We start from the raw sequence: 25590 nt of genomic DNA, 5'->3' as shown, positions 1-25590 counted from the left end.
GTTTCGTACTTAATTACTTTCTTCATTTCTTACTTTCTTCTTTCTTTCCATAGTTACCATTCTTTCCGATTCCTGCGATTTCCGTCCGCTGGCTTTTCTTTCCCTGGTCATGTTCCCAGTGTAGCGGACGGATCGCAGCGTTGTCAAAGTTTCTTTCCGGCTTTTTTCTCCCGGTGCTTTTTCTTCTCAGCTCGCCAGCTCGGTGAGTCCGGCGCGCTTCTTCCGGCCGTCCATCTGGCTGCGCTGTTCGATGACCGCTCGGAGCTGCTCGATGAACTCTTCCATGTACCACTTGTTCGCCTGCAGCAGGCGCTCCGTGTCCTCCTCGCTCATTCCATTTTTCGCCGCTTCATCGCGGATTACCTGCGGTTTTGACGCGCGAGTGACGAGCAGGATGGCTGCGGTGAACGCCTCGCTCTCGCTGATCGACAGGTCGTCGAGCATGTACTGCCACTCGTTGACGAGCAGCTGGCGGAACGCGTGACGGTCGCGGCCGAGCAGTCGCACACTGATGGTCGCGATCGAGTCCAGGTTCTTGGCCATTCTTGTTTCCTTTCTCACCGGGAAGTTTCCCAGTCCATTGTATCATTCCTTCCTTCCATTTCATACTTTCTTTTGCCTTGCCGGTTCGAAACGTCGGACGGCTCGGGCCGAACTAGCGCCCTATTCGCATAATTATGGGCGATAGCCGAGGATATTTTTCCTCCGCTCTGTATTTCTTCCCTCGGGGTCCGGGGCCCTGATCCGGGCGCGCTCCGGTCGTGGTTCTGACGCTTCCGCCGTCCGGATTTCCTCCAAAACCCTGCATTTGCCCAGGTAGATGGGTTTCGTTACACCGATTCGGCCGCGTTGTGTCGGTGTGCGTCCGTACCCTGGTCGGGCAGGGTTCGGTTGATGAGGGGAGAAGAAATGCGCAGTCTGGAAGAAAGGTTCGCCGATGTGCTCGCCGAGCTGCATCGGCTCGACCGCGCGGCATCGGTCGTGGTGGTCGACGAGATCGGCTGGCGCATTGAACGTCTGGAGGACGAGGTCCGCACCAGCGTCACGGACGACCCGGTGCGGCGGCACGATCTATTCTTGCTGGCCGTCGAGGCTTATCAACTGGTCGCCGACGCCCGAGACCGCGCTCATCGAGCCCTGGACGTCGCCCTGGCCCAGGTGGTGCGCGAGCAGCACGACGCCGAGCACCCGACCATCACCAGTCCACAGCCGCGGTCCCGGCCGGAACGATCTCGGTGACGCGCCGATTCGCCGGTAGCGGGCACGCACCGGGCGCGCCGAGCACGTCGAGCAGCTGCGCGCCCGCCTCGGGGGACTGGTCACCGAAGTACGCCGGACGAGTGCCGGGCCGACGATGAGCGCCGCTTCGACCTGATCCAGGCATCAGCGGAAAGTAGTGGGCGGCTGTCGGTGCTTGGTCGTACTCTGCCCCTCATCGAGGCCTGATCGGGCCGTAGGGAGGCGAGGGGAGCCGCGAAATGCGCAGTCTGGAAAGCCGTATCGGCGACACCATCGATGATCTGAAGCAGCTCGGTCATGCACCGGATACCGACCGGATGGAGGAGATTCAGGAGCATCTTGCCGAGTTGGTCGCGGAAGTGCGCCGGACGATCAATGAGATAGGTGTCGATGCCGTGCGCCGCGACGATCTGATCAAGCTCAGCCGCCAGGCGCAGAACCTGTTCGTTGATGCCCGTGACCGCGCCGAGCGCGCCGTGAACATCGCCGAGGCTGCCCGCGAGCGCGAGCTGCACGCGCTCGAGCACCCCACCGTCCTGGATCCGGATCCGCCGCTGAAGGACCACGCGTTCCGGGGGCTCACCGGCCGTAGCGCTCTCGCCGACTACGACCGCGATCGCGGGTGGGACGGGTTCGACCGGTGAGTGTCGAGCTGCGGCGCGCCCGCCGGGCTGATCGAGGACGGGGGCCGACTTGGTTCTTCGTTGCTGGTGTAGTGGATGACGTGGTGGTGGGGTCGGTGAAGACGCCGACCAGGCCGGTGAGGCGGACCTGGACACCGGTTTCTTCGCGAGTCTTCCGGATGGCGGTGTGGCTGAGGGATTCGCCGGGGTCGTGGGTGCCGCCGGGCATGGACCAGTTGCCGTTGTCGCTGCGGCAGATCAGCAGGACGGTCTCGCCGCGACGGACGAAAGCGCCGGCACTCGGGCGGACGCTGTTGGCCGCGGGTGCGTTCGGGTCGTGGTGGTAGTCGATACGTCGTCCCATGGGGAGAGAGCTACCTCGCGGGCCGGGAAGGTCAGTGCTGAAAGTCGGAGGGGCTGGGTTACCGGGGGTGTTGTTCCTCGCGGCACTCTGCCTCTGTTTTCACCGCGATGCATTCTGCCCACGCGCTCTGGATGTCTCCGGAGGTGGGTGGTTCGCCGCAGGCGAGGCCGCATCGTTGGTATCCCGGCACGGGGGAGCCGTCGGGCCAGTAGCAGCTGTCGTGGTAGCAGGTGTATCCGCGCGGGCTGGGTTGACCGCCTGATTTTGATTCCTCTTCAAGGTATTCCTTGCCGCCGTGGGTGTCGAAGCACCATTGCGAGTACCGGACGCTGCCGTCGCTCCATCGTGCGGGCCCGGGTGTGCCTTCAAGGCATTCGACAACGTGGGGTTCCGGCTGCGCGGCGGCTATGGCGGGGGCTCCGGCGGCGAGCAGGGCAACGCTGATAGAGGCGATGGCGGCGATCTTCTTCACGGTTTCCCCTCTGGTGGGTCGGCTGGGGCGGCCCGGCATGCGCGCTCCAGCGTTGCGTTGACCGTATCGGGAGTAGGCAGGGCTGCGAGCAGGTTGGGTGAAACGAGGTACCACGCGGGTGGTACCTGGGCGGTAGTATGGGGTGGTGGCCTACGAATGGTGGTACGGCATCGTCACCGTCCTGGCGATGGCCGGGATTGAGCGTTTCGAGGTGATCGAGGCGCTCTATGCCGACCATCGTTGGCCACGCCGCGGCGTCGATCCGGTGACCGGGGTGTCGGCGTTGACCATCTGGGCGCGCACGGACAGCGGTCGACCGTTGATCGTGACCTTGCGTCTTCTGGATGGATTCGACCACCAGATCGTCGCGGCCCAACAGATGACGCCGGATCAACTCCAGGAATTCAGCAAGTGGGAGAAGACGCGATGACTACATCGGAATGGCCTGACACACCTGAAGAGATGGCCGCCTTCGCCGCGCGCTTGGAGTACACCGACGAGCCGGTCGAGCTGCCACCAACCCCTGGTCCCGAAGGGATCATGGTGTCACGGTCGCTGAAGATGCCGACCGAACTGGATCAGCGGATCAAGGCTGCGGCGGCTGACCGCGGTATCACGCAGTCGATGCTGATGCGGCAGCTGCTCGAGACAGGCCTCGCCGCGATCGAGCACGACCACCCGATCTCACTCACCGACGCGATCCGGGCCCTGGCAGGGCTCCGCAAGTCTGCTTGAGTGGAGCCGTCGCTCGATGATTCGAGCGGTAGGCGCGCTGCAGTACAGGTCGGTTTCATCCCCTAACTGCCACGCATTCGAAGCGAATCGGACGACTCTGTAATCCATTGAGCCACATACTGACTCGTGCGCGGGCGATTTATCACATCCTCCGCAAGCATCGCACGGTTATAAGGAAATCGACGGCAGGATTTAGAGTTGAAACTGAAGTTGGCGACGTGTTGCGCCGCTGTTGCCGGATCACTTCTGATGATGGGATCGGTTCCGGTCGCGCATGCAGATCATCTGGAGCAGGTCGGTCCGAGCCCATACGTTCCGCTCGATACGGACGGAAGTTATACGCAAATCACCACGCGTCCTGGCGGCACCATCGTGGTGCAGATATTCCTGAAAACCAGGGCTTCCGGGGCCGCGTGCAACCTCTTCGTTGGTGGCGAAAATTCCCTTCAATGGATTCCATTCAATTTTGACCTCCTCGGGAACGCCACTGTGCAGTCCAGCCCGGTTCCTAACGGGCGCTACCTGGTCCAAGCCGGATGCGGACCTACCGGCATTACTCAGCCGGTGTACGTCGTCGTAGACGGCGGCGCCCCGGTACCGGGCCTGCCAATCCCTTTGGGGCCCGATCCCGGTGATCCGAAGCGTGACCAGCAACGTGACCGGCAGTTGGACAGGGCGCAGAAAACTTGCGCGAACGCTCGTGCGGAAATGGCGGACTCTCTCCCTCCGGGAGCGGAATACACTCTCGGGCTGCTTCTCCAGCGAATGGAAGGGCTTCCTCGATGGATCGGCTCAACATTGTTCATTGCGGGATGTATCGGTGATGCTCTGGATAAGAGAGGGCCAGATGGCACACCGAATCTGATCGAAAATCTCAACAGCGCGGACTTCGCCGACGCGATTTGTCGGACCATCGAGTCCGGCATGGATCCCTTCGGTTTCGGGTGGAGCAAGGACGTGGTCTGTGGGGCGAAAGCAGGCTGATCCTGTCTGCCAGCAGAGGGCAACCGTGTCGTGGAAGCACCGCAGATCCACTTGCTGCTTACCCCCCCGACGAGATCATCAGACCATGTGCGTCAGAGTCACGCGACGGAAGAACGCGGCAGTGTGCTGGGCAGGACGCTGTTGGCAGATTCCGCGTCGAGCCACATTGTGTCCCAGCAGTGATCGCACATGGCCATGGGCAGCGGCAGTTCGTGGCGCATGTGGCCGGCTTTCGAGCACACCGTGCACTTGTCTCCGGCCGCGGCCTTGAGTTCCTCTGAGAGGCTTCGGAACGTCAGTCGGGCACATCCGGATTCACCATCGGCTGTGCGGTCCGTGGCGCCCGCGTTCGAGGGCCGGGTGTAGGTGGAGGTTCCTGGGCCGCTTTCGTGGTCTTCGGAGGGGCACATCCGGTCGCTGAAGCACATCACGCACTCCCCGTCGCCGCGGCGGCCGGCCTCCGGGTGGAGGCTGCAGGACGGCAGCGCGGCGATCCGGATACGGCGCGCGCGCCGTACGGCCGCCAGCTCCACGGGCACCTGCTGGGACCAGTCAACCCGGGTGAGCAGGTAGCGCAGGAAGCCGACTGGGTTGCGGTAGTGGTCTGGCAAGTAGATGCCCCAGAGGGTCACGTAGTCGGTCAGTCGGTGGGCGATATCGCTGCCGCTGAAGTACTCGGTGTCGATGCCGATGTCGGCCAGGACGTTGCACAGGGCGCCGATGTGCCAGCCGCCGGGCAGTCGCATGTACTGCTTGGAGCCCAGAGACAGCCATTGCCCCTGGTCAATGCCGTAGGTCTCAGCGACCAGCTCGGCGGCCGCCAGCTGTCGATGCAACGGATGCGGGACACCGTTTGACCAGCTCTTTCCCTCTGTTTTCCTGGAATTTTTCCGCCTCGCGTGCGCGCTACGCGCGCGCATTGGTGATTTTTTCGGGACGAAAGATGAAGGATGAAAAGAACCACTTCTACCTACGGAACGTTCTTCACGTACTTCAGTACGTGAAGATAGGTGCCCGCTGAGGTCACCGCGGTCTTCGACGTCGATGGAAGCTGTGGATGAAGTTGGGGAAGAAACTGCGGCGGCCGCGGCGATGTGCGCGCCTCGGGCCAGCTTGCCCAGGCTTGCGGACTTCCGGCGCGGGGTCAGAGGCCTCTCAGCGGCCGCTACAGGCCGGGGAAGGGTCAGGTGCCACACGCTGGCCGCGCGGGTCTGGAAACCGCCGTGATGAGCGCGTGCGGCCGCGATCTCGACGCGAGACAGTGATCGCCCGGTCTTCATGTCCTTGGCAAGGCCGAGGTCTCGTAGTACGTAGCGGATTTTCCGCATGGTCCCGGGGGAGCATCCTGCGCGGCGGGCCATGGTGGCGGTCGAGGCGGTGATGTTGCGGCCGGTGTGTAGGTCGGCGAATTTGGCGAGCGCACGTGCGTGCTCGAGCACGGTCTCGGTGCTGGTCTGGTGCTTGGCGACCGCTGCGCGGCCGGCCTCGGTATCCAGCGCGGGAGCCACGTGCGGCAGCCAGTCGCGCACGCTGACCACAGGCACCTTCGCTGAGGCACCGTCTCCGAGGGGCAGCGACCACGACCCGCCGAGCTGGTCGCGGTTCAACTGGGCGACGATTTCGGCGAACTCGGCGTCCGTGTCGGCGTGTCGAGCCTTATTGGCCCAGGTAGATGCAGTTGTTACCTGTGGGAAGGCACCAGAATCACCACCCTTATACGGGCGTGACCTATCATCAGAGCTGCTCACCAAGCAGTTCCTTTCGGGGAACACCAGCAGCAGCTACGCGGGAGGGCTAGTCCCGTGGCTCGAACTTCCTTGGGGCAAAGGGAGTCGGAGCGGATCAGGTGCTGCTGGACGGATATGGAGTTAGGTGTTGGTCACTCAGTGATGTAGGGCCTCACCTCCGGTCGAGTAGGTTCGGCAAACCTCGACACCGGGCGCCCGGACCGAACCACGGGGCAACGTGGCGGTCCGGGCCGGAGCCGGTGGCCTAGAAGCGATCGCGGTCATGGACCTACGCTCCCGCAGAATCGAGTCTCTTTTCGATGGCCTTCCGGTCCACTTTTGTCTCTTTTTGTCTCGTTTAGTCTCCTTCGGCGCGCAGTTGCGGAGCACGCTCGACGCGTTGTGCGCGATCAGGTGACGGGGGAGGTAGTCGTTTCCTCGAACGGCAGCAGTGGCATGCCTGCTGGCATCCTCAGCGTCGCCTTCGGTGTGCCGGGGGATAGCACCTGTTAGCAGTGCAGGTGCGGTGGCGGTCGATCCGCGTGCTGTCGGAGCCGTGTTCGGCACTGTCTGCGTCCTCTGGTCATGAGCCAAGGTGCGACACGCCCGCGCGATGTGACCCTCTGCGCTCCCCACAAGATGTGTGAGGGCTGTATGGTCGTACGCGCGGGGCTCCACATCTGACGTTTCGTCGAATGCGGTTTCTCGCACCCTGACTACTGGGTTACAAAGCCCGTCCTCTACTTCGTTTGGCCGCGACGAGAGGGCGGGCTTTTCAGTTGTCAGGCTCGGGTGGGAGGGTTGAGGGCTCCCCCAAGCTCCCACCACCCCACCACAAAACCACGCCAGATCCCGTTTACGACACGCATCCACACCTGGCGTGTGGATAGCCGACGAGTATGAAGAATCCATGGGATGACCTGCGGTGCTCACCGGCGCTCCCCCGTTCGTGTGGTGTCGCCGTTGGCGTTTCGCCGCGACTCGGTCAGTTCGATCGCGGCGCGGATCGCGCGGTCGACTGTGGAGTGCGCCATCTTCATGCTGGCGGCAATGCTGTTCGGCGTCGTCTGCGGCTGGGAGTAGGCCTCGTAGATCCAGGCCAGGATCTTGACCGGCTGCTGCGATCGCCTGCTGTCGAAGACCGCGGTCGCGAGTTCCAGGGCGGCTGTTGGAGTCAGCTGACGGGTGAACGGATGCTGCTTGCTGCTCGTACCCGGCCGACTGCTGGGCAACGCACCGGCCGCCGCGTCACTGGCGTGAACGTCGGCGCCGGCCTGCAAAGCTGCGGCGAGGCGCAGGTGGGTGTTGGCGTCGTGGAGGTCGCGGGCAAGCCGGGCCATGGACTCCATGAGGCTGCTCATGGTCGCCTGCGCGCGGTCCACGATGTCCTGCGCGGCACGCACATGTTGTGCTGGATCCAGCTGTTGCCCATCGGTCGTCATCGATCGGTCCCCTGCTTCCTCAGTTCGATGATCTGGCCGCCGCCGATGCCGCTGTGCTCGCGACGGATCTCGGCGGCGGTGTTGCGGATGCTGGTCACGGTGTGGTGCGACAGCTGCGCGCCCGCGGCCTTAGCCGCGCCGACGATCGCGTTGTTGGACTCGCCCGCGTCGATGGACGCGATGACCGACGCCACCATCTCGAGCGGCTTGGTCTTCGCAGTCCCGCGCCGCTGAACCTCCGCGGCGAGCTCGTAGACCGGCGCCATCCACTCAGGCCGCTGCGCGCCCGCACTATCGCTCGTGGTGCGGGTCTCGTTCTGCGGTGTGGGGTCCGGAATCGGGGTGCGGGTCTGCACTGCGAGCACCGGCATCGGCTGCGTCGGGTCGAGCTCCTCCCCGGCGCGCGCCTGGCCCAGGTGCGGGGTGTCGGTGGTGGTCAGAGCCTCCCTCGCAGTGACAGCGTCGGTCAGTGCGGTGTCGCCCGGCTGCGGGTTTTCGGTGCGGATCCGCACCAGTGAGGCATCGTTTCCGCTGGCCACAGCCTCCGGCGCTGTTTCGGCCGCGATCGGTGCGGGTTCCACTGCGGGTGCGGGTGCGGGGACTGCGGGTCGCACTGCGGGTGTGAGTGCGGGTTCGCCCGCACCACTGCGGGTCTCAACCCGCACTGCGGGGTCTGCTGCGGATGCGGGGCCCGCAGTGGTGCGGGTCTGCGACTGCGGGGTGCGGGCGTCGGCGTCCCGCAGTGCGGGCTCCGGTGCGGGGTCGCCCTCCGCGGTCGCGTCGTTGTCCCGCAGCGGGACAACCGGGGCATGTTCCAGTGCGGCCGCAGCAGTGACGCGCTCGGCGATGCGGTGAACCGTTGTCATCGGCGGCAGAACGTCGTCGGCGGGCAGCTGCGCGGTGGCCTTCTTGAGCATCAGCCCGAAGCGTTCGCTGGAGGCGTGGTGGATCAGGATCGCGACGCCGATCATGACCGGTGCGATGGCGTGGGTGACGAACCCGAACGTGTCGCCTGCGTCCAGGTATGGGTAGGTGTTGAGCCCGATGGTGAGGCTCAGCAGGAACAGCTCGGCGGCGATGATCAGGCCGCGGTTCTCCTCGCCAACACCCCATTCGGAGGCCTTCTGCTGGTTGACCATGAGCACGATCAGGCAGATCGAGACCAAGGCCTCGATGAAGTAGCTGGCCCAGTACAGCGGGTCGGTGACGCTGGCGTTCGGCGCCAGGTTGTGTTGCACGTTCACCGCGGAGTACATGACGCCGGCCGCGACCACACCCATCAATCCGCGGGCCGACCACGTGCGCAACCTGTGCAGCTCGGCGACTTTAGCCTGCGGGCTGTCCGCGCGCCGCTGCTCGGCCAGCGCCGCACGCGCGGTGAGCCGATCGCGGATATCGGCGTCCTGCTCGGCGGCCGCGGCGTTCATCGCCTTCTGCTCGGCAGCCAGCTCGGCAGCGACCTGGCGGCGTCGCTGCGTACGCCGCTGGGCCCGGATCCACTCGGCATCTTCACGTTCGGCGGCGAGCTCGGACTCCGAGAGGGCGGCGATCAGCGCGGGATCGTGCTGCAACGTCAACCGCGACCGCGCGTGCTCCACACGGTCCGGCAACGCGCCAGAGGTCAGCTCGTCATCGACGAGCCGATCGGTTTTGGGTTTGAGGCGAAGGGTTTTCATCAGGCTTCCTGGCTGTCCGGTGTCTCGTCGACAGGGTTGGGGGAGGTGGGGAGCGGCTTGCTGAGGGCGGTGTGGAAGTAGGTGCAGGTCCACCGCCACAGCCACACGGCGGAGGCGACGCCAGCGAGAGGAGACGCCAAGTAGACCCCTTCGTGCAGGCGTCCTTGGTAGATAGCGGGCACCAGAATGTAGGCGGCGACTCCAGCTACCAGGAAGAGCTCGAAGGCCTCGTAGGCGATGATCCGGCCGCGCATGGTCGTGACGTCTGCCTCGATGAAGGACTGGGTGGCGGTCATCAGCAGCAGCACGAACACCGCGGCCGACATCGTGATCATGATGTTGGCGGCCGCAACGCCGGGCAGGAAACGGAAAGCGGCCACACACGCCGACGCCATCCCGACCACCACGAGTGCCCGCAGGATGGCCAGATTCCAGCGTCGGATCCGGTTCAGTCGCGCCCACCGCAGCAGCGGATCGGTGGCCCTGCGGTACTGCTGCAGCACCTTGCGGGTGCGCAGCTGTTCCTTGAGCTCATCGGCGGCCTGCTGCTGGGCATGGATGCTGCGCAGCTTCGCGGCGGTCGCCTTCTGCAGCTCGCCGACCGGGTCCTGAGTGGCCGGGTTAGCGATCCTGTGAGCGTGTTCCTGGCTAGTCGCAGCCATCCCTTGCCGAAGCGCTCGCCGATTTTTCTCGCCCAGAACTTTGGATTGCGTCTGGTCGGCGATGGGCGGGGTGGGTTCTTCCGGCGGGGGAATTTTCGTCATGCGGTGGCCTCCCGGGCGTCGGTGATGGGGCACCGGGCCGAGTCGGCTCGCACCGTTCGGCGACCGGTCCACAATATCGGACTGTTGTACTTATGACAGTCTAACATGAGGTACTGACATGCGCGCCTACCCAACAACTTTCGGCGCAGTCGAGACCGGCAATCGGCAGATGCACGACGGCGGCCGCGGGAGGCGCGAAGATCGCGGGACGACCAATGGGAGGAGGGCCTTCGATGACCGAGCGAGACGACTATCCGCAGACCGCCGAGGAAGCCGAAGAGTTCCTCGACGACCTGACCTTCGACGACGAAGCACCTGTTCCGGAATAGTGGGATAAAGGTAGGATTACCCGGCATGAGCATGCGGAAGGTCAGTCTGACCCTGCCCGAGGAACTGGTGACCCGGGCTGAGAACGCTGTCAAGGCCGGCCAGGCCCGCTCGGTCTCGGCGTACATCGCCACCGCAGCCGGATCCGGCGAAGTCCGCGCCACCACGGCCGAAGTCCTCGCGCGCTGGAGCGCTGAGCACGGCGAAGGCACTGTTGAAGAGCGAGCTGCGGCCGAACAACGCGTCCGTGCCCTATTCGCCCGAGCCGACGCCCGCCTGCGTGGCAGCGGCGCTGCGTGAGGCCGACCGCTGCGGGCACCATCCTGGACGCGTCCGCCCTCATCGCACTGCCCCGCAGCTTCTACGCCCGAACCCTCGTCGACATCAGCGTCCGAGAGCGTCGCCCGCTCGTCATCGCGGCCCCCAGCCTCTACACCGCTGCGCTGGCTGGCGCCGACCTCGCTGACTTCGATACCGCCGACTACACCGTCACACCGGTCAGTCAGGCCATCGTGCCGGGCATGCTGGCCGTGGCCCAAACCTCTACCGCACCAATCCCGCTCGACCTCGCACACGTCGCGTGGGAGGCGCAGGTGACCGGCTACCCGATACTCACCGACAATCCGGGCCCGTACGCGCTGCTGACCATCCCGCTCGACCTGGAACTTCTGTGAAAGGCCGGTGAGAAATTCCGGATGGTCCACCATGGCAGTACACATGTCGCCGAGCATGTTCCGCAGTGCCTGGAGATCACAGAGTTGCGGCGTTGCCGAGACTGCTGCCAACCGCGCAGCACCCCGGCATAGGGCAGGGGAAACGAGGAACCAGGAGTGAACCAGAACTCTGAGATCGTCGCTGAGTTGCACCGCTGGATGTCCCAACGGGACATGTCGTTGCGGAAGCTGGCCGCGGCCATCCCCTACAACTCCGGAAGTCTGTCGCGGATCCTCAACGGCCAGCGCAAGATTCCAGCCGATCTGATCGAAGCCATCGACCGTGCCCTCGACGCCAATGGCGCAATCATCCGCGCCGCTGCCCGCGACGAGTTCACCGACGAGACCATCGAAGCCGCGCAGGCCTCGATGGCATTCGCCAAATGGGCATCCGTCGACCACGTCGATGCTGTGGCTGTCGACTCGCTGACCTACGAACTGGCACGCGTCGCAACGGCCTACGTCTCCGAACCAGTCCAGCCGCTGTTCCGGGACCTGGTGGTCCTGCGTGACCAGACATGGCAACTTCTCGAAGATCGACCGCACCCCAGCCAGGCTCGTGAACTCTTCTTGCTCGGCGGGGTCTGCATGACCCTGATGGCGCACGCCACCCAGAACCTCGGCAACTCCATGTCGGCCATGCAACAAGCACTCGCGGCCGAGCAGCTGGCGATCCAAGCCGACCACAGCGCGCTGCGCGCCTGGGTGGCCGGCACACAAGCTCTGATCGCCGAATGGTCCGGACAAGCACGCCGCGCCGTCGACTTCGCCGCCGCGGGAATGCCCTACGCACCTGCAGGAGATCAACGAGTCCGCCTGGCCGCTCTGCACGCACGATGCGCCGCCCGCGCAGGCCGCGCCGAGGAAGCACGAAAAGCGCTCCGCGTGGCTCTCGATGCCGCGAACGAGGCTAGCCCGGCCGGAGACCTGCAGCAGTTCGGGGGAGTCCTGGAATTTCCGCAGGCCAAGGCCACCTACTACGCCGGATCTACCTACGCCCTGCTCGGCGACTACACCGACGCTGAACGCATGGCCACAGCCGCCATCCGCGCCTACGAAACGGGCCCACCGGAAGAGCGCAGCTACGGCGACGAGGCACTGGCAAGAGTCGACATAGCCATCGCCCGTCTGGGCCGCTCCGACGACATCGAAGGCGCCGCCGATGCCCTGGTACCAGTCCTGGCGCTCCCTCCAGAACAGCGGATTCGGCAGATCGGCGACGGGCTCAAGCGTGTACAACAGAGACTGAGCAGCCCGCGCCTGCTCACTGCGCGGCCCGTCGAGCAGCTCCGCCATCAGATCAGCGAGTTCAGCAACACCACATTGGACCGGAAAGGCGCATAGATGACCGCGGCCACTGTGCCCGCCGCACTGACCCAGGCAAGCCAGCTCGCGGGCCTCGAAGCCAGCGACGCCACCCCTCTGCGAGAACACGCCACCGGAGTGTGGTTGCTGCCCCGAGTCGATGCAGTCGCGCGCATCGGCCGTGCCGACACCGCCGACAGGGCCGAAGTGTCGCTCATTGTGGCAAATTGGCTCGTTGCCGAAGCATTCCCCGCGCCAGAGCCGCTGACCGTCCAACCAATCGCCGTCGATGACGCCGTGGTCACGTTCTGGCGCTACTACCCGCAACCCGACGCCGCCGACCGGCCACCCGTTGCCGAACTCGGCAACCTGCTCCGCCAACTGCACAACCTCGGCGAGCCGCCGATCACGCTCGACGAATACCAACCTCTGGCAGAACTGACCGGGCTGTTGGATGGCGACGACGCAGCAGTCCTTCCACGCGCGGAGCGAGATTGGCTGGCTCAACGCGCATCCTCCCTGATCGAGTCGTACTCCCGACTGGACTCCGCACTGGGTATGGGCCTGGTGCACGGAGACGCCTACCCCGGAAACCTCCTGTGGGGCCCAGACCGAACTGTGCTGCTGGGCGACTGGGACGAGGTCTCGATCGCACCTCGCGAGCTTGATCTCACCAACACCTACCAAGGCATCCGATTCGGACGGCCATCGGAAGTGCTCGACCAGTTCACTGCCGCATATGGCTACGACGTGCGACTGTCCCCGAGCTTCCCGACCTTGCGCGAAATGCGTGACCTGCACACCCTGGGCAGCTTCATCCGCCGCGCCGCCAAAGGGGATGATGCTGCCGAGCATGAACTGATGCATCGCCTTGCCACACTGCGCGCCGGCGCCGACAGCGCCCGATGGCACGCAGCCTGAGCGCTGGAACCCCCCTGGAGCGGCTAATCCGACGGCTCGGTGCGGCCGCTTCTTACCCGCAGCAAGAACGTCCTGCCTGATCAAGGCACGTTCTCCCCTCTTGCATCTCCGCAGAACGATCAACTACGGACTGTATACATGACTACATGTATACATTGACAGTGATGGTGTGGGAAGCGACGACAGTGTTAAGCGCCATGCAGTGAATGCGACAACGGTTCTCCACCCTGGCCATGGAGGGAATGTCACCCGATTCCGAGGGGGCTCGCGTCGCGTGATCGCCTGTCGACGCACTGGGCCCGCACCCCACAGGCTTGGAGGTACCGCCCCGGTATCGGGTGACTGGAGCCGAAACCGGTGGGATCCTGAAACCCGCAGCGCGCTGGTCGCTTTCGACTCGAATCAACGATATTTCCGCGACCATACGCGTAGGACTCATCAGGAATAGGATTTTCGGACAGCAAGGGGGCCAGATGGCGCATAGGGCATGCGGCGCTCCCATTGCGGATGGGAGCGGTCTCGACGGCCGTGTCGCGGGTGCGGTGCTGGCCGCGATCCGCCGCGAACTCGTACTGGGCCAAGAGGAGCTGGCCGTCCTGCTGGACGTATCGATCAAGACCGTGCAGGCATGGGAGCAGGGGCGAAACCCGCTGATCCGCCTGCCGTACGCACGGCTGCGCCAGTTGGTCCGTGTGCTCCTGGCTAATGGTGCGCGCCCAGAGCTTATGGCCGCGTTCGAGACTGCACTCTTGGCTGATGACATCCTGTCCGGGCTCGATCAGCGTGATCCTGAGCGCCATCCGCTCGGGTTGACGGTTCCCGACCGAGCGACCACTGAGATGCTGACCTGGCCATTGACTGGCGCGCTGCCACGCCAGTTGCTGGGAACCTCGGCGGTGCTGCACATTCCGGCTGGCCAACGGGTCGAGGCCGTGGCCAGCCTGCGGGCGCTGGCCGAATCGGCGGGCAACGGGGAGCACGGCGCGATGCTGCAACGCCAGGCAGTGTTCCTTGTCGCCTCTCACGACGCCGCCCACATTCCGTCGGAAGGATGGGCGGCCGAGCAGATCCGCCGCCAGGCCCGCGCTGCCGACTTGTCGCGCTGGTCACCGGAATGGGCAGTGGCCCGATCGGCGGCCGTGCGCGCGGCCAGCACTGGGGATCCAGAGCCGCTACAGCGATTCGTCACCGAAGGCCTGGTCGATCCGGAGACCGAACTGGCAAACCTGCGCTACTGGTCCTACTGGGTGGGCGAATTTCCTGGTCCGTGGGCATCGGATGCGGAGATGGCGCGCGCGGCCTCTGATGCGTGGTCCGGGGAGCTGCTGCTGCCGTCGCTGCTGTCGGGCGTGATCGGTGCTCCTTACCGGGAGCTGTGCGCTCACTCGTTGTGGGCGCTGGCGCGGGCGCGGCGGATGCTGGTCACACAACCTCGGTGGGCGGCGGCCATCTCGAGTACCGTCGACAAAGCCACCGCCGACGACAGCCTGTCCAGGCAAGCGCGGCAAAGACTTGAGCAGGTCCACTACGCAATCGGGAGCACGCTATGACCACGGACGTGAACAGTGCGGCGGCGGAAACAGTCTCCTTCGCCTACGAGTTGGGCTACCTCAAGGCGCTCCCCCGTGCAGGATGGTTGCGCGCTGGCATCACCGACGGCGAATCGGTCGCCGCTCATTCCTGGCGCGTTGCCGTGCTGGCCTTCGCGATCGCTGTGGGGGAAGGCGCGAACCCGGAGCGCGCTGCAGTGCTGGGCCTCTTCCACGACGTGCCCGAAAGTCGCTACGGCGACGTACAGGCCACTGGCAAGGCATATGTCTCTCAAGTGCCTGCCACTGACGTGGTGGCCGACCAGACCGCCGGCCTGCCCGCAGAGCTCGCCGAGCGTATCCGTGCTGCGGTTGCTGAACACGAATCCGCTAAACGGCCGGGGGCCAGCATCGAGTCGCTGTGCTCAAGGGATGCTGACAAACTGGACCTGCTGCTGCAGGCCCGCGAGTACCAGGAGGCGGGCCGCGGCGTCGGCGCCATGGGCCGTTACATCGATAGCATGATTCCACTGGTCACCACGGCCACCGGCAAAGCGCTCGCCGCTGCGGCGCTGACCGTGCCACCGAGCGCGTGGTGGGACGAATTTGCCAAACGATTCGGCACACCTGCTGCCACCGAGCGCCCAATCCGCCTCGCTTGAAGCGATGCCAGGCACCGGTCTCAACTTGGTGTCGCTCACCTTGCCTCGTTAACCCTCGACGGCGACGCCTAGACCCCGATCGGCGGAGATGGCGGGGTCCGAAGGGCGCGACGAACGAGTCTGCGGAATGCTCCGGCCTGGGTTGAGCTATCAACTCGCGCAGCGCGTTCTCGCAAGTCGCCACCGCTATCGGCGGTTCCAGTACCGACACAGTGCAACTCTGGCACAGGTCCCAGTCGCAAATGCGACCGAAGATGGTCCGTGCACTGCACCCGGATTGTATTGTCCTGCAACATGTCTGATGTTCCGGTGCCCGTTCCGTCCGGTTGGGTGCGGTACGCGGTGTATATCGAAGTTCCCATCGCGCCGGACGACGAAGGCGATGACGCGTTCTTGAGCTTCATCGTGACCTCGATGGCGCTGCCGCGGGCGGGGGAGAAGTTGGTTTTCGATGGCCCCGGCATGACGTTGGAGCTGGTTGTCACTGCGATATCGCACAACTTCACCACCGCCGCCTACTCCAACCCGTATGGCCATCTGGTCACGGTCGAGACGCAAGTGGCGCCAGGCAGCGAGACCACCGCACGGCTGCTCTACGAGAATTCCAAGGAGAACCAACGGTGGATCGGCCTGTTCCCCATGGTCGAACCACGGTTTCCATCGAGCGCACAGCCCACGCCAGTACAGTCGGACTCGCTGACCGCGCGAGTCAACGTCGGACTCGGACGCGAGGTCGAATGGGCTATCTGGGACGTCGATCTCCTCGTCCGGATATTCCAGCGCGCGACCACGACATCACTTGCCTTGGTCCGCGCCCTCATCTCCGAGGGCGGTACGGCGAGTGTCGATCGACTCAAAGAGCTCACCGGCGCGGAGACGTTGCACCACATGACCCAGTCCTTGAACGTCTCCGGCCAGCGAGAGACACGACTGCCCGAGAAGCGGCTGATCCAAGCCCAGCGCTACCCCAAAAGCACCTCCAAGGTTGTCGGGTACTCATTCCCTGAAGGCACTACCTCACTATTCATCGCAGCCTTGGAACGCTTCGACGCGTGGGCGATCGACATAGGCAAAGCCTGACCGCCGTAATGCAGGAAGAATCGGCTGTTGGGACATGCGCACTCGTAGGAAACCCGCCGTTCCCGAGAGCCGGAAACGGCGGGTTTAGCCCGAGATCTACACGTCGAGCGGTCTGGTCATCCCCGGGATATGCATCTGCACCAGTCTGAAGTCCTCATCGCTGGGGAACTTCACACCGATCACACCGCCACGTCGGGTGACCGACCACACGAAGTGCAAGACGTCGATCGCGATGTTGAACAGATTGCTTGGCGACAGGCCAGTGACCTTGTTCATCTCGCTCATCAGTTCTTCGGTCGACGCCTTCGGCGTGATTGATCGCCTCTTGCTCTTGGTCTTGGTCGTATCCTCCTTCACGGACACTCCGAAACTCCTTACCATGAGAAACGGTGTCGCCGTGTTCGAGGATCGTTGGGCGATCCTCGAACACGGCTAGCCGAGTGTTACTCGCTCTTCTCGCTGTGCTTGCCGCGCACCACCAACACCATGAACACAAGTCCTGCCTGAACAAGGAAAGACAACGTGACCAGGTATATCGTCGCCGCTGCGGACAAGCCGACGTAGCCGCAGCCCAGCAGCAACGCCACAGGCGCGAAGCCCGTGATCATGAACTGCAGCGACTGGCCATCGCCCTCGAGGCCCAGTTCGGCGTACTTCCACAAGCCCATGTACACCCTGGCGCCGGCCTTCGGAGCCTCCGGGATCTGAAGATCGGCCCGGAGTTCTTGGCCCGGCACCTGCGGCACTGGCGGCGGAGTGGACACCACCGGATTCTGTGCCAGTACGATCTCCGCATCTACCGCCGACGGGTTCCCCGTCGTGGAGCCGGTTGCTCCGTCCTCGATGTTGAAGGACGCCCTGAGCGGTTCGGCGCCCCCCGCGAGAGGTCTCGTCATATCTGCCGAATCGGTCGGCGAGACAGACGGAGAGCTGTCCGGCGCTGCCGGACTCTGGTCGGACCCTGCGACCAGCTCGGTGGAATCCGGGCTCTCTACCGGATCGCGTTCTGAATGAACGCTCGGACGTGGGGGCGGGGACACCACAGTGTCCGTCCTTCCCCTCCGGGTACACAGTTGCCTCAGGGGCTGGCAGCCCCCGACCTAAAGCGTGCTGTGAATACCGGGAGCTTCGCGCTACACACCGGCGAACTGATGGGGACATACAGTCCGTCGCTCGCAGCGCCGAGCCCTTTTCTTCGGTTCCTTCTCTGGTCATAGAAGGATCTGTCCGCGTGGCTGAATCCATCGCCGACAGCACCGATTCGAAACAGGAATCGAGAGCGAACTCCAACCACGCGAGGCGGGCTACAAGCTGCAGGCTTGTCCCTCTCACGTGATCCTGAACTTCGCTCTGGTATCGCATCTTTCTCGACGCCCTCCTTTCTTCCAGGTGCTGCCCATAGTACAGCACTAGTGCGACACTAGTGCTGCACGCCCGCTCCCGAGACGGGTATCGGCCCGACTACCTGCACCTATGCCACCTTGGCTACTGTCGGAAAACGACCGTTTACCGACATATTTCGCTTGATCGACGTACCCCAGTTCGACACTGTCGATAATCCGTGTCGAATATCAATGTCGGAAATCCCAAGGATCGGATATTTTCGACACATGCTGATCGGATACGGGCGGATCTCGACCGCCGAGCAGAATCCCGCCCATCAGATCGACGCCCTTCGGCGCGTAGGCGTCGAAGAGGACGACGTCTACATAGACACCGCCTCCGGGGCAAAAGCTTCACGGCCGCAGCTGGACCTGGCGCTCAAGATCGCTCGATCCGGCGATACCATCGTGGTCACCCGGCTCGACCGGCTAGGCCGCTCGGTACTGCACCTGGTCACCCTCGGCGCGCAACTGCGTGAACGCGGCATCGGATTGAAGGTGATCGAGCAGGGCATCGACACCGATACCGCCGAGGGCCGCGCCATGTTCGGCATGCTGTCGGTGCTCGCGGAATTCCAGCGCGAACTCATTGTCGCCAACACCAACGACGGCTTGGCCGCTGCTCGTGCCCGCGGCCGTGTCGGCGGGAGGCGGCCGAAGCTCACCGCCAACCAGGCCGCCACCGCGCAACGCCTTTACGACGAGGGCAACCACACCGTGCAGCAGATCGCCGACATCCTCGGCGTCAAACGCAGCACCCTCTACGGGCACCTGAACAAAGAGCAGTCCGGCAACCGACCACACGCCCGTACAGACGCTGGTACGCCGGATTCGAGGCCCCCATCCGTTTCCTCACCGGATCCGACGCGGCCAAAGGAAGCGACCCATAAGGCCCGGCGCCGAACTGCCCTGGAGATCGATTCAGGTACCGACCTCACCCGGTATCAAATCGGATTTCGCTACGCATCCGACGGCGACACCGAGGAGAAGAGATAACCCGCCCTGACCACCAATAGCGCAGGATGCAGGAATTACCGGCGGTCAGAATCGACTACCGCCCTCGTCAGGCAGCCGCACCATCCCCGAACCCGCCGGTCTGCTGGGCGAGGTCGCGGATCTCCGCGACCAGCTCGGCCAGTTCCTCGTCATCGGCCCGGCCGGACGACCAGCTGCGCGCCAGACCCTCCAGACGCTCCGACAGCGGCACGAGCATCTCGCGGACCTCGGCCAGCGGCGCACGCTTGGCCTGGAGCAGCGTGATCGCCAGGAAGTACCGGAAGAACAGCATCATCGACGGATTCCTGGTCTGGTCAGTGCCAAGGTTCGGATCCAGCAGATTCAGCGTCGTCGCCGGGACAAGCGGGTTCAATCCCGCCCCCTCCAGCAAGCCGCCCAGCTGGAAGGCCAGCACCTTCGGGGCGGCGGTCTGCCCGACAGCAGGCGCGGTGAGGACGACGCGGAGTTGACCGAACCGGTCAGCCAACCTATTCAGCTCAGAAGGCATTGTTGCCAACCTCTCATGACCCCCAAAGGGGCCGGTCGGGCCGGGAACCATGCACAAAGACGTGCGCCATCTGGGAACAGTTGGCAGCGAAGCCGCCACTCTCGTCGTACGATCGGGCGGTCCGTGGAAAGACACCCGAGTCCCCTGTTGGAGCACGCTCCGGCAGGGCGCCTCGGCGTTTCCGGGATCGCACGTATTGGCGATCCCTGAGGCAGGACACTACTCCTAGTGGTCGACAAGTCCGCCCAACACAACAACTTGTGTCACCGCGACACGGCGCGTCGTGGGAGCTGCGTCACTCGACACGCCGGACGACCAGCCGGGGGTCTCGCATTCGTAGGCCGTATAGCGGCCCTTCCTGGCCCCGATTGTCAACTGCCTCACATCGTGGCCGATGTAGTCGAAGTGGTAGCCGTCCCGTCCGGGGACGAAGCGCGTAGGCGGGCACCAGCTGGTCGCGCATCCGCAGCGGCTCTCGGCCATCGGCGTAGCGCACGGAGTAGGTGACCCGGCCGAGGCCAATCGCCGTCCACGGTCGGGATCCAGTGGGTCAGGGTGCCGGCGGTTTCGCCGCGCATCTCCACCCCGGCGCCGTTCGGGTGCCGCGGACAGGTGCTGATGGCGTTCTCGGCGACCATTTGTCGTAAACGTGTACAGGTCGTCGGTGACCGGGTCGAGTTTCACGCTGCGCTGTACGCCAAAGTGCAGCCGGACGCGTCCGACGAAGCCGCTTGGGATGTAGGCGTCGTAGACGTCCCCGGGAAACTTGATCTCGACCGCAGCGTCTTCTATGCCTCCGGCGTCCGGCAGGTATCCGAGTGGGTGCCCTCGCGGAGGCGAAGTGCGTAGGTGGGCACCAGCTGGTCACGCATTTGCAGCGGTGCCCGGCCGTCGGCATACCGGAGGGTGTAGGTGACCCGGCCGAGCCAGTCGCCGTCCACGGTCGGGATCCAGTGGGTCAGGGTGCCGGCGGTTTCGCCGCGCATCTCCACCCCGGCGCCGTTCGCGTGCCGCGGCATCTCGGGGTCACGGAGCAGTAGTGCATCCAGGCGCACCCAGACCGGCCGGGGCGGGTAGGCGTCCGGCCGGTAGTGGTATCCGGTCGCGCTCGGGAACTCCAGACCAGCGTTCACGTCGCGCGGGTGCAGGCTCGCTTATCGAACCCAAGTGCGAATCCTAGCGTGTAGCTACACACTCATCCGTGAGGCGAGACCCGACCCCCAGTACCCCCTACCCGTTTACAGTCGCACGACGGCCGCAACGGCAGTGGGAGGAAGGATGATCAGTCGATTTCCCTTCTCGTCCGCCACTCGGACACGGAGCCACCCGTCCTCGTCGGAGACGTTTGCCGACGTCGCCTCGAAATAGACGACCGCCGAGTCGGCGGGGTCGCGGACGAGGCCGTAGAACTGGGCTCCCGGCAGAGAATCGGCTGCGGCTTGCGTCAGGTAGACGCGTGAATTCGACATGGGCACAACAGTAGAACGCCGCAAAGACATGGGTGTCGGCTGACTGTTCCGAAAATGGAGCGGCCCATGGATCTGTGACTCGCGGCGCCGAGTGGCGGTGTTCTCGCGCCGTCAGGTGGCGCAACGATCCGACCGGCGGGTGGGCGCGTTCTGCGGTTCGGTCTTGTCGGGGGTTTCGGAGGTCTGATCACCCTCGCCCAGTGCGGTCCACCGTCGCATGAAGCGGGCGCCGGTGTCCTGCATTACCGATTGGTGGTCTTCCACGTGTTCGCCGCCCTCGCCGAATTCATCCGCGAGCTGATCGTCGACGGCACCAACGAGGGCCTGGCCGCCGATCGACGCTCTACAAGTACGTGCCTGAACTCAGCGGACGGCAGCCGGTTCCCAAGATCACGTCGAGCACAACCCGGTGACTCACCGAAAGCTCGCGTCACGCCGCCAAACCGCGATGAGGAGGAGTCGCCAGATCCGAGCACCTCGACGGAGCGGCCGTTTTACTTGCTTTCCTCTGCCGTGCCATCGCTCGGGTCAGCACTCGTGTTCGGTGGCTTCTCACGCTCCTGTAAATCTCTCAGCTGGACAAGGATGCGATGTTCTTGCAGATGAGTTATCGCCATGCCCAAGGCAATAGCGGCACCCCAGTACCCGACTGGTAGTACTCCGGTCTGGACGGAGAACAACGCACCCGTCAGGCACAGTGACACGAGCGTCAGGCGGTACGGCAGCAGGGCCGAACGCTTGGCCTGCAACGCTGCATACCGATCCGCTTGCCGCTCGACGGCGGTCTCCGAGAGGTTGTGGGCACCGACCTCAAGATTTCGTATCTGGGCGAGGGTGTTCGCGATGGAGCGGTCCACAGTCTCGAGGCCGTCGAGCCCGTCGGGCCAGTCCTCACGAACGTTCATGAGGCTTTCGAGCTGTTCGTAAGGGGTCTTCTTCGAGTTCCGGGTGAGGAAGTAACCAGCGATGAGGGCTCCAAAGATCGCGCCCAGCATCGCGCCGAGACCTTGGACGAAAGGCCCGTAGTCCTTCCATTCCGCCGCGAAATCGACCGCTGCCCAGTCTTTCACCGGCGCCATCCTGCCAGCCGGGCCCAGGGCGCGGTCGCGCAGTCAGGACTACTACGGATCAGAAGGTTGGGAGTCGGCCACGACGGCAGGTAGTTGTCCCCGGCCTAGCCACCGAAAGCCCACTGCGATCCGAGCGTTACCGGTGGTCAGAAGTCGAATCAGCGCCTACTTTCACCTCATCGTCGCGTCCCTTCGGAGCGACGGTAAGGACTCCTCCGAAGACGATGGCGCTGGCGGTCTCGCCGCGCATCTTCACCCCGGCGCCATTCGCATGCCGCGGCATCTCCGGATCGCGGAGCAATAGCACCTCCCGGCGCACGCCAGCCCCGACTCGGTGAGCGCGTCCAGAATCCGGCGCACCGTCGCCAGGTCCGCGTCCGCGATTCCGGCGAGATCCTCGCTCGGCCACGGCCCGGGCCCGTGTCGGGCCACGACATCCCAGAGACCGAGCGCCACCTCGTGGTGTGCGCCTGCTCGGCCATCGGACGCAGCTCGGCGATAAGCAGGTCGAACCACTCCACGTCCGCTCGGTGCGTTCGCGCTCGGCCTGGCACACGAGACCGTCGAGCGCGCGGCGGAGAGCTGGCTGATCAGCTCACCACGCAGCGCGTCATCCTCGCACGCAGCCATGTCCCTGAGTGCTCCTCGCCCGGCCCGCAAACAGGGCTGCTGCACGCCGCATCCATGTCTCCAAAGGCGTTGTGCCATACCCGCGATGGATGTATACATGTATTGATGTATACAAATAAGGCGGTGAAGAAGGTGTTGGGAACATATGACCCTCGAGGCGCATATAGCGGAGCGGTGGTGTTTACATGCGAACATGTTGGACATGCCACCGCGTTCGAAACCCGAGTCCGAGCAGCGCAAGAACCAACCGCTGACCGGAATTCGGCTGGACCCGGAAATCGACCGCGCATTGAGGGTGAAGCTTGCGCAGGAGAGCCTGACCAAGCAGGCGATGCTCGAAACTCTCATCCGGGCATGGCTCCTGCCGCCGGAAGAATTGGCGCAACTCGGGTTGGAGAAGCTGGTCGATCTGAGCGCATTGCGCGGCGAGATGCTGGAGCGCAATCTCCTTCCAGGCAAGTAGCAGCAAGCCTTCATCTTTCCTCCGGTGCTGCATCACTGGCAGCACCGGAGGCAGCACCGCAACTCTGCCGCTGGGGTACGCCCGCGCATGATCCTCAGCACATGCTTCTTCTACTTTTTTCCTCACTGCGGCTGAACCAGTTCAGCGGGCCGCGTTGCAGTGTCAGGGCGGTGGCGTGATGGCCACGGACCACTCCCCTGCATGCACCTCGCGGGCAGAGGGTAAATCCTCCCTTCCCACCAATGTTTTCGTCCTGGCAGGCGCGCCGGTTGGTCTGGCGATCTGGACGCGCCCGTTGTGGTGGTCTCCGGATCTCGCGGAACGTGCTGCGGGTGTCGTGGTGCCGGTGCTGTTCGGGCTGCTGCTCGTGCTGGCTGGCGCGGCGGTGCTGGTCGGCACGTGCACGCAGGCGTTCAGCCGTAGCGCTCGCTCGCTTCGGTACCGCCGCCGTTGGGCGCGGGCGACTTTCGAGGCCGGGTTGACTCGCACCGAGCGCGGCGTGCGGGTGGTGCCGCGGTTGGCGTCGGTGACCAGTGAGCGCGCCGGCGATGTGGTGCGGGTGCAGATGCTGGAGCACCAGGTGCCGCGGGACTGGGCCAACCAGATCGGTGTCCTCGCACCGATGTTCGGCGCCGTCGCCGGCCGCGTGCGCTTGGTGGAGGGGAAGCCCTCTCAGATCGACCTCGTGTTCCGCCCCGCGCAGGCCATCAAGGCCTCGGTTGTGCTGGGAGGTGCGGCATGACCAGCCCGCAGCGTTTGGTGAAGATGGCCGACCGCGGCATGCAGGCTCCCGCCGAGTTGATCGCGCCGCTGGGCATGGCCGCGGTCGGCGGCGGGTTCCTGGTCACGGCTACCGCGTATTTCACCGCGGAGAACCTCGGTGCGTCCGGATCGACCGGTGTGCTCGGTGTGGTCTGCGCCGCGGGTTCGGTCGTCGGGGTGGCGGTGATGTCGCGGGTGTCGCGGCGGCGCGCGGCCCAGCGTGCTGAGCTCGCGCAGCAGCAGGCATGGGATCGGTGGCTGGCCACGTTCCCGGCCGAGGTGCGGCACGTGGTGGAAACGCTGTGCGATCCGTGGAGCGCGTGCGCGATGTGGTCGGCGTTCGGGTTGGGTACCGAGCCGAATTTCGCCAAGAACGAGCCGGGTTCGTGGCCTCAGCTGGAGCCTTCGACCTCGGCCTTCCCGCCCGATGAGGGTGTGTGGCCGGTGGCGATCGGTGCGCGGTTGCGGCTGCGGATGTTGGCCGGCCAGGAACCCAAGCACTACGCCACCCGCCTCGAGCAGCTCGCGGTCGCGTTGGACGCCGAGGCCGTGCGCGTGGTGGAGGCCAGGGGCCGGTTCATCTGCCTGGATGTGCGCACCAACGACCCGCTGGTCTCCAGCGTGGCGGCGCCGGTGCCTGCCGAGCCGGTCGATCTGACTTCGCTGAACACCGGCCTGCGTGAGGACGGTGAGCGGTGGATGGTGCCGCTGCTGTACCGCAACTTCCTCGGTGTCGGCACCCCCGGCGCCGGTAAGTCCGGGTTCCTGCGGTCGGTGCTGCTGGCATCGGCTCCGGCCGCCCGCGACGGGCTGCTGGTGAACCTCATGATCGACATGAAATTCGGTGTGGAAGCGGCCAACGTCCGCGGCCTGGTGCACGAGGTCGCCACCAGCGAAACCAGCGCCGCACTGATGTTGCGCCGGTTGCGCTACACGATCGTCGAGCAGCGCGGCCGCGCGATGGAAGCCGCGGGCATCGACAAGCACGTTCCCACCCCCCAGGCTCCGGCCTACCACCTCATGATCGACGAGATCGCCGAGCTGCTCGACAACCCCGAGTCCCGCAAGGAATTCCTGCGGCTCATGGTGAGCATTCTGCGGCTGGGTCGCGCGCTGGGCGTGTCGGTGTCGGCCTACACCCAGATCGGCAACAAGGCCGTGCTCGGCGTACTGCGGGATCTGTTCCAGTACCGCATCGGCCTGCGCATGGTCTCCCCCGAGCAGATCGTCATGACCTACGGCGACCACCACGCCATGGAGCGCGGCGCGGCCAACACCACCATCCCCGACAAGGGCGCCGAAGGCGTGGCCTACGTCGTCGACGAAGGCTCCAGCCAAATCGTCCGGGTGCGTGCCTACTGGGTCCCGACCGATGTCCTGGACTGGGCCGCGCAGGCCTACCCGCCTTATCCGCATCCCACGCTCGAGCAGCAGGAAGCGGCTGGAAGCGAGTCCGATTCGGCCGCAGGTGGTTCGGACGTGGTGCCGATGGTCAAGCGGCCGCGCTACCAGCGCACCACCTCCGCGATCCCGGACGCCGGAGTTTTCACCCGCCGCGGTGACGACTCCAAGGGCGACGACTCCTTCTCCGAGGCGCTGGCCGAGGCCATCGACGAGGCCGACGCCCTCGACGAGGAACTGGACAAGGCACTCGCCGAGCTTGGTGACTTCGAGCTGGACACCGACCGCGATCGCGACGACGAGGACGAAGAGTCGGCCTGAAACTTCTAGACTGTCAGACTGTTGA

The 25590-nt window shown here is 64.9% G+C and carries 29 protein-coding genes; 15 read left to right on the top strand and 14 right to left on the bottom strand.

What is annotated here, in order from left to right; translation table 11 throughout:
* Window positions 1–186: 186 nt before the first annotated feature.
* On the bottom strand, window positions 187–543 hold the full coding sequence (locus ACWDMM_RS31980; protein ID WP_449941238.1) for a hypothetical protein: 357 nt from the start codon (window positions 541–543) through the stop codon (window positions 187–189).
* Window positions 544–909: 366 nt separating this feature from the next.
* On the opposite strand from ACWDMM_RS31980, the gene ACWDMM_RS31975 reads away from it, so the two are divergent.
* On the top strand, window positions 910–1239 hold the full coding sequence (locus ACWDMM_RS31975) for a hypothetical protein (protein WP_449941235.1): 330 nt from the start codon (window positions 910–912) through the stop codon (window positions 1237–1239).
* An 80-nt stretch (window positions 1240–1319) separates the two neighbouring features.
* On the opposite strand, the gene ACWDMM_RS31970 is transcribed toward ACWDMM_RS31975, so the two are convergent.
* The 3 genes from ACWDMM_RS31970 to ACWDMM_RS31960 are packed head-to-tail and all read right to left on the bottom strand — an operon-like array spanning window position 1320 to window position 2698.
* Window positions 1320–1766 carry a hypothetical protein gene (locus tag ACWDMM_RS31970; protein ID WP_449941232.1) on the bottom strand — a complete coding sequence of 149 codons (447 nt, stop codon included), beginning with the start codon at window positions 1764–1766 and terminating at the stop codon, window positions 1320–1322.
* Between the two features lie 52 nt (window positions 1767–1818).
* A complete protein-coding gene (locus tag ACWDMM_RS31965; RefSeq protein ID WP_449941230.1) occupies window positions 1819–2226 on the bottom strand; it encodes an NUDIX hydrolase in 408 nt (135 codons plus the stop codon).
* A gap of 58 nt (window positions 2227–2284) precedes the next feature.
* Window positions 2285–2698, bottom strand: a complete 414-nt coding sequence (locus tag ACWDMM_RS31960; RefSeq protein ID WP_449941227.1) for a hypothetical protein — start codon at window positions 2696–2698, stop codon at window positions 2285–2287.
* 145 nt (window positions 2699–2843) lie between these two features.
* Between ACWDMM_RS31960 and ACWDMM_RS31955 the strand changes: the two genes are divergently transcribed.
* From ACWDMM_RS31955 to ACWDMM_RS31945, 3 genes are all read left to right on the top strand, one after another.
* Entirely contained in the window at window positions 2844–3128 is a 285-nt protein-coding gene (locus tag ACWDMM_RS31955; protein WP_449941225.1) for a hypothetical protein, read from the top strand.
* Window positions 3129–3160: 32 nt separating this feature from the next.
* Window positions 3161–3433 carry a hypothetical protein gene (locus ACWDMM_RS31950; RefSeq protein ID WP_449941222.1) on the top strand — a complete coding sequence of 91 codons (273 nt, stop codon included), beginning with the start codon at window positions 3161–3163 and terminating at the stop codon, window positions 3431–3433.
* Between the two features lie 198 nt (window positions 3434–3631).
* On the top strand, window positions 3632–4417 hold the full coding sequence (locus ACWDMM_RS31945; protein ID WP_449941219.1) for a hypothetical protein: 786 nt from the start codon (window positions 3632–3634) through the stop codon (window positions 4415–4417).
* A gap of 98 nt (window positions 4418–4515) precedes the next feature.
* On the opposite strand, the gene ACWDMM_RS31940 is transcribed toward ACWDMM_RS31945, so the two are convergent.
* The 4 genes from ACWDMM_RS31940 to ACWDMM_RS31925 all read right to left on the bottom strand — a co-directional run bounded on the left by ACWDMM_RS31940 (window position 4516) and on the right by ACWDMM_RS31925 (window position 9924).
* Window positions 4516–6165, bottom strand: coding sequence for a hypothetical protein (locus ACWDMM_RS31940; RefSeq protein WP_449941216.1), 1650 nt, complete (start codon window positions 6163–6165; stop codon window positions 4516–4518).
* Window positions 6166–7073: 908 nt separating this feature from the next.
* Entirely contained in the window at window positions 7074–7586 is a 513-nt protein-coding gene (locus tag ACWDMM_RS31935) for a hypothetical protein (protein ID WP_449941214.1), read from the bottom strand.
* Complete coding sequence (locus tag ACWDMM_RS31930; RefSeq protein WP_449941211.1) at window positions 7583–9262, bottom strand: hypothetical protein; 1680 nt, start codon at window positions 9260–9262, stop codon at window positions 7583–7585. The genes ACWDMM_RS31935 and ACWDMM_RS31930 overlap by 4 nt, the downstream gene beginning before the upstream one ends.
* Window positions 9262–9924, bottom strand: coding sequence for a hypothetical protein (locus ACWDMM_RS31925; protein WP_449941209.1), 663 nt, complete (start codon window positions 9922–9924; stop codon window positions 9262–9264). The genes ACWDMM_RS31930 and ACWDMM_RS31925 overlap by 1 nt, the downstream gene beginning before the upstream one ends.
* A gap of 456 nt (window positions 9925–10380) precedes the next feature.
* On the opposite strand from ACWDMM_RS31925, the gene ACWDMM_RS31920 reads away from it, so the two are divergent.
* The 7 genes from ACWDMM_RS31920 to ACWDMM_RS31890 all read left to right on the top strand — a co-directional run bounded on the left by ACWDMM_RS31920 (window position 10381) and on the right by ACWDMM_RS31890 (window position 16563).
* Window positions 10381–10653 carry a hypothetical protein gene (locus tag ACWDMM_RS31920; RefSeq protein WP_449941208.1) on the top strand — a complete coding sequence of 91 codons (273 nt, stop codon included), beginning with the start codon at window positions 10381–10383 and terminating at the stop codon, window positions 10651–10653.
* A complete protein-coding gene (locus tag ACWDMM_RS31915; protein WP_449941206.1) occupies window positions 10650–11027 on the top strand; it encodes a hypothetical protein in 378 nt (125 codons plus the stop codon). The genes ACWDMM_RS31920 and ACWDMM_RS31915 overlap by 4 nt, the downstream gene beginning before the upstream one ends.
* A 156-nt stretch (window positions 11028–11183) precedes the next feature.
* Window positions 11184–12410, top strand: coding sequence for a helix-turn-helix domain-containing protein (locus ACWDMM_RS31910; RefSeq protein WP_449941203.1), 1227 nt, complete (start codon window positions 11184–11186; stop codon window positions 12408–12410).
* Window positions 12411–13292, top strand: a complete 882-nt coding sequence (locus ACWDMM_RS31905; protein ID WP_449941201.1) for a phosphotransferase — start codon at window positions 12411–12413, stop codon at window positions 13290–13292.
* A 542-nt stretch (window positions 13293–13834) separates the two neighbouring features.
* Window positions 13835–14842 (top strand): helix-turn-helix domain-containing protein, encoded by a 1008-nt coding sequence (locus ACWDMM_RS31900; RefSeq protein ID WP_449941199.1) that lies wholly within the window; start codon window positions 13835–13837, stop codon window positions 14840–14842.
* On the top strand, window positions 14839–15483 hold the full coding sequence (locus tag ACWDMM_RS31895; RefSeq protein WP_449941197.1) for an HD domain-containing protein: 645 nt from the start codon (window positions 14839–14841) through the stop codon (window positions 15481–15483). Before ACWDMM_RS31900 ends, ACWDMM_RS31895 begins: the two co-directional genes overlap by 4 nt.
* A 294-nt stretch (window positions 15484–15777) precedes the next feature.
* A complete protein-coding gene (locus ACWDMM_RS31890) occupies window positions 15778–16563 on the top strand; it encodes a hypothetical protein (RefSeq protein WP_449941194.1) in 786 nt (261 codons plus the stop codon).
* A 96-nt stretch (window positions 16564–16659) separates the two neighbouring features.
* On the opposite strand, the gene ACWDMM_RS31885 is transcribed toward ACWDMM_RS31890, so the two are convergent.
* Together ACWDMM_RS31885 and ACWDMM_RS31880 are read right to left on the bottom strand one after the other, a co-directional pair.
* Entirely contained in the window at window positions 16660–16926 is a 267-nt protein-coding gene (locus ACWDMM_RS31885; protein WP_449941192.1) for a hypothetical protein, read from the bottom strand.
* An 80-nt stretch (window positions 16927–17006) separates the two neighbouring features.
* Entirely contained in the window at window positions 17007–17459 is a 453-nt protein-coding gene (locus ACWDMM_RS31880) for a hypothetical protein (RefSeq protein ID WP_449941191.1), read from the bottom strand.
* Window positions 17460–18173: 714 nt separating this feature from the next.
* Between ACWDMM_RS31880 and ACWDMM_RS31875 the strand changes: the two genes are divergently transcribed.
* Window positions 18174–18941, top strand: coding sequence for a recombinase family protein (locus tag ACWDMM_RS31875; protein WP_449941188.1), 768 nt, complete (start codon window positions 18174–18176; stop codon window positions 18939–18941).
* Window positions 18942–19008: 67 nt separating this feature from the next.
* Here ACWDMM_RS31875 and ACWDMM_RS31870 read toward each other — a convergent pair whose 3' ends face one another.
* The 4 genes from ACWDMM_RS31870 to ACWDMM_RS31855 all read right to left on the bottom strand — a co-directional run bounded on the left by ACWDMM_RS31870 (window position 19009) and on the right by ACWDMM_RS31855 (window position 21988).
* Window positions 19009–19449, bottom strand: a complete 441-nt coding sequence (locus ACWDMM_RS31870; RefSeq protein ID WP_449941186.1) for a hypothetical protein — start codon at window positions 19447–19449, stop codon at window positions 19009–19011.
* Window positions 19450–20237: 788 nt separating this feature from the next.
* Complete coding sequence (locus tag ACWDMM_RS31865; protein ID WP_449941183.1) at window positions 20238–20582, bottom strand: hypothetical protein; 345 nt, start codon at window positions 20580–20582, stop codon at window positions 20238–20240.
* 105 nt (window positions 20583–20687) lie between these two features.
* The gene (locus ACWDMM_RS31860) at window positions 20688–20918 is read right to left on the bottom strand and encodes a hypothetical protein (RefSeq protein WP_449941181.1); all 231 of its coding nucleotides are present in this window, start codon (window positions 20916–20918) and stop codon (window positions 20688–20690) included.
* A gap of 494 nt (window positions 20919–21412) precedes the next feature.
* Complete coding sequence (locus ACWDMM_RS31855) at window positions 21413–21988, bottom strand: hypothetical protein (RefSeq protein ID WP_449941179.1); 576 nt, start codon at window positions 21986–21988, stop codon at window positions 21413–21415.
* 775 nt (window positions 21989–22763) lie between these two features.
* Here ACWDMM_RS31855 and ACWDMM_RS31850 point away from each other — a divergent pair.
* The 3 genes from ACWDMM_RS31850 to ACWDMM_RS31840 all read left to right on the top strand — a co-directional run bounded on the left by ACWDMM_RS31850 (window position 22764) and on the right by ACWDMM_RS31840 (window position 25565).
* Complete coding sequence (locus ACWDMM_RS31850) at window positions 22764–23081, top strand: hypothetical protein (protein WP_449941178.1); 318 nt, start codon at window positions 22764–22766, stop codon at window positions 23079–23081.
* Window positions 23082–23259: 178 nt separating this feature from the next.
* Window positions 23260–23823 carry a hypothetical protein gene (locus ACWDMM_RS31845; protein WP_449941175.1) on the top strand — a complete coding sequence of 188 codons (564 nt, stop codon included), beginning with the start codon at window positions 23260–23262 and terminating at the stop codon, window positions 23821–23823.
* A complete protein-coding gene (locus ACWDMM_RS31840) occupies window positions 23820–25565 on the top strand; it encodes an FtsK/SpoIIIE domain-containing protein (protein WP_449941173.1) in 1746 nt (581 codons plus the stop codon). The genes ACWDMM_RS31845 and ACWDMM_RS31840 overlap by 4 nt, the downstream gene beginning before the upstream one ends.
* The last annotated feature ends 25 nt before the right edge of the window (window positions 25566–25590 follow it).

It is taken from the genome of Nocardia sp. NPDC003726, assembly GCF_053586955.1.
Note: the sequence above shows the minus strand (reverse complement) of the source record. Positions and strands in the feature narration are given on the sequence as shown.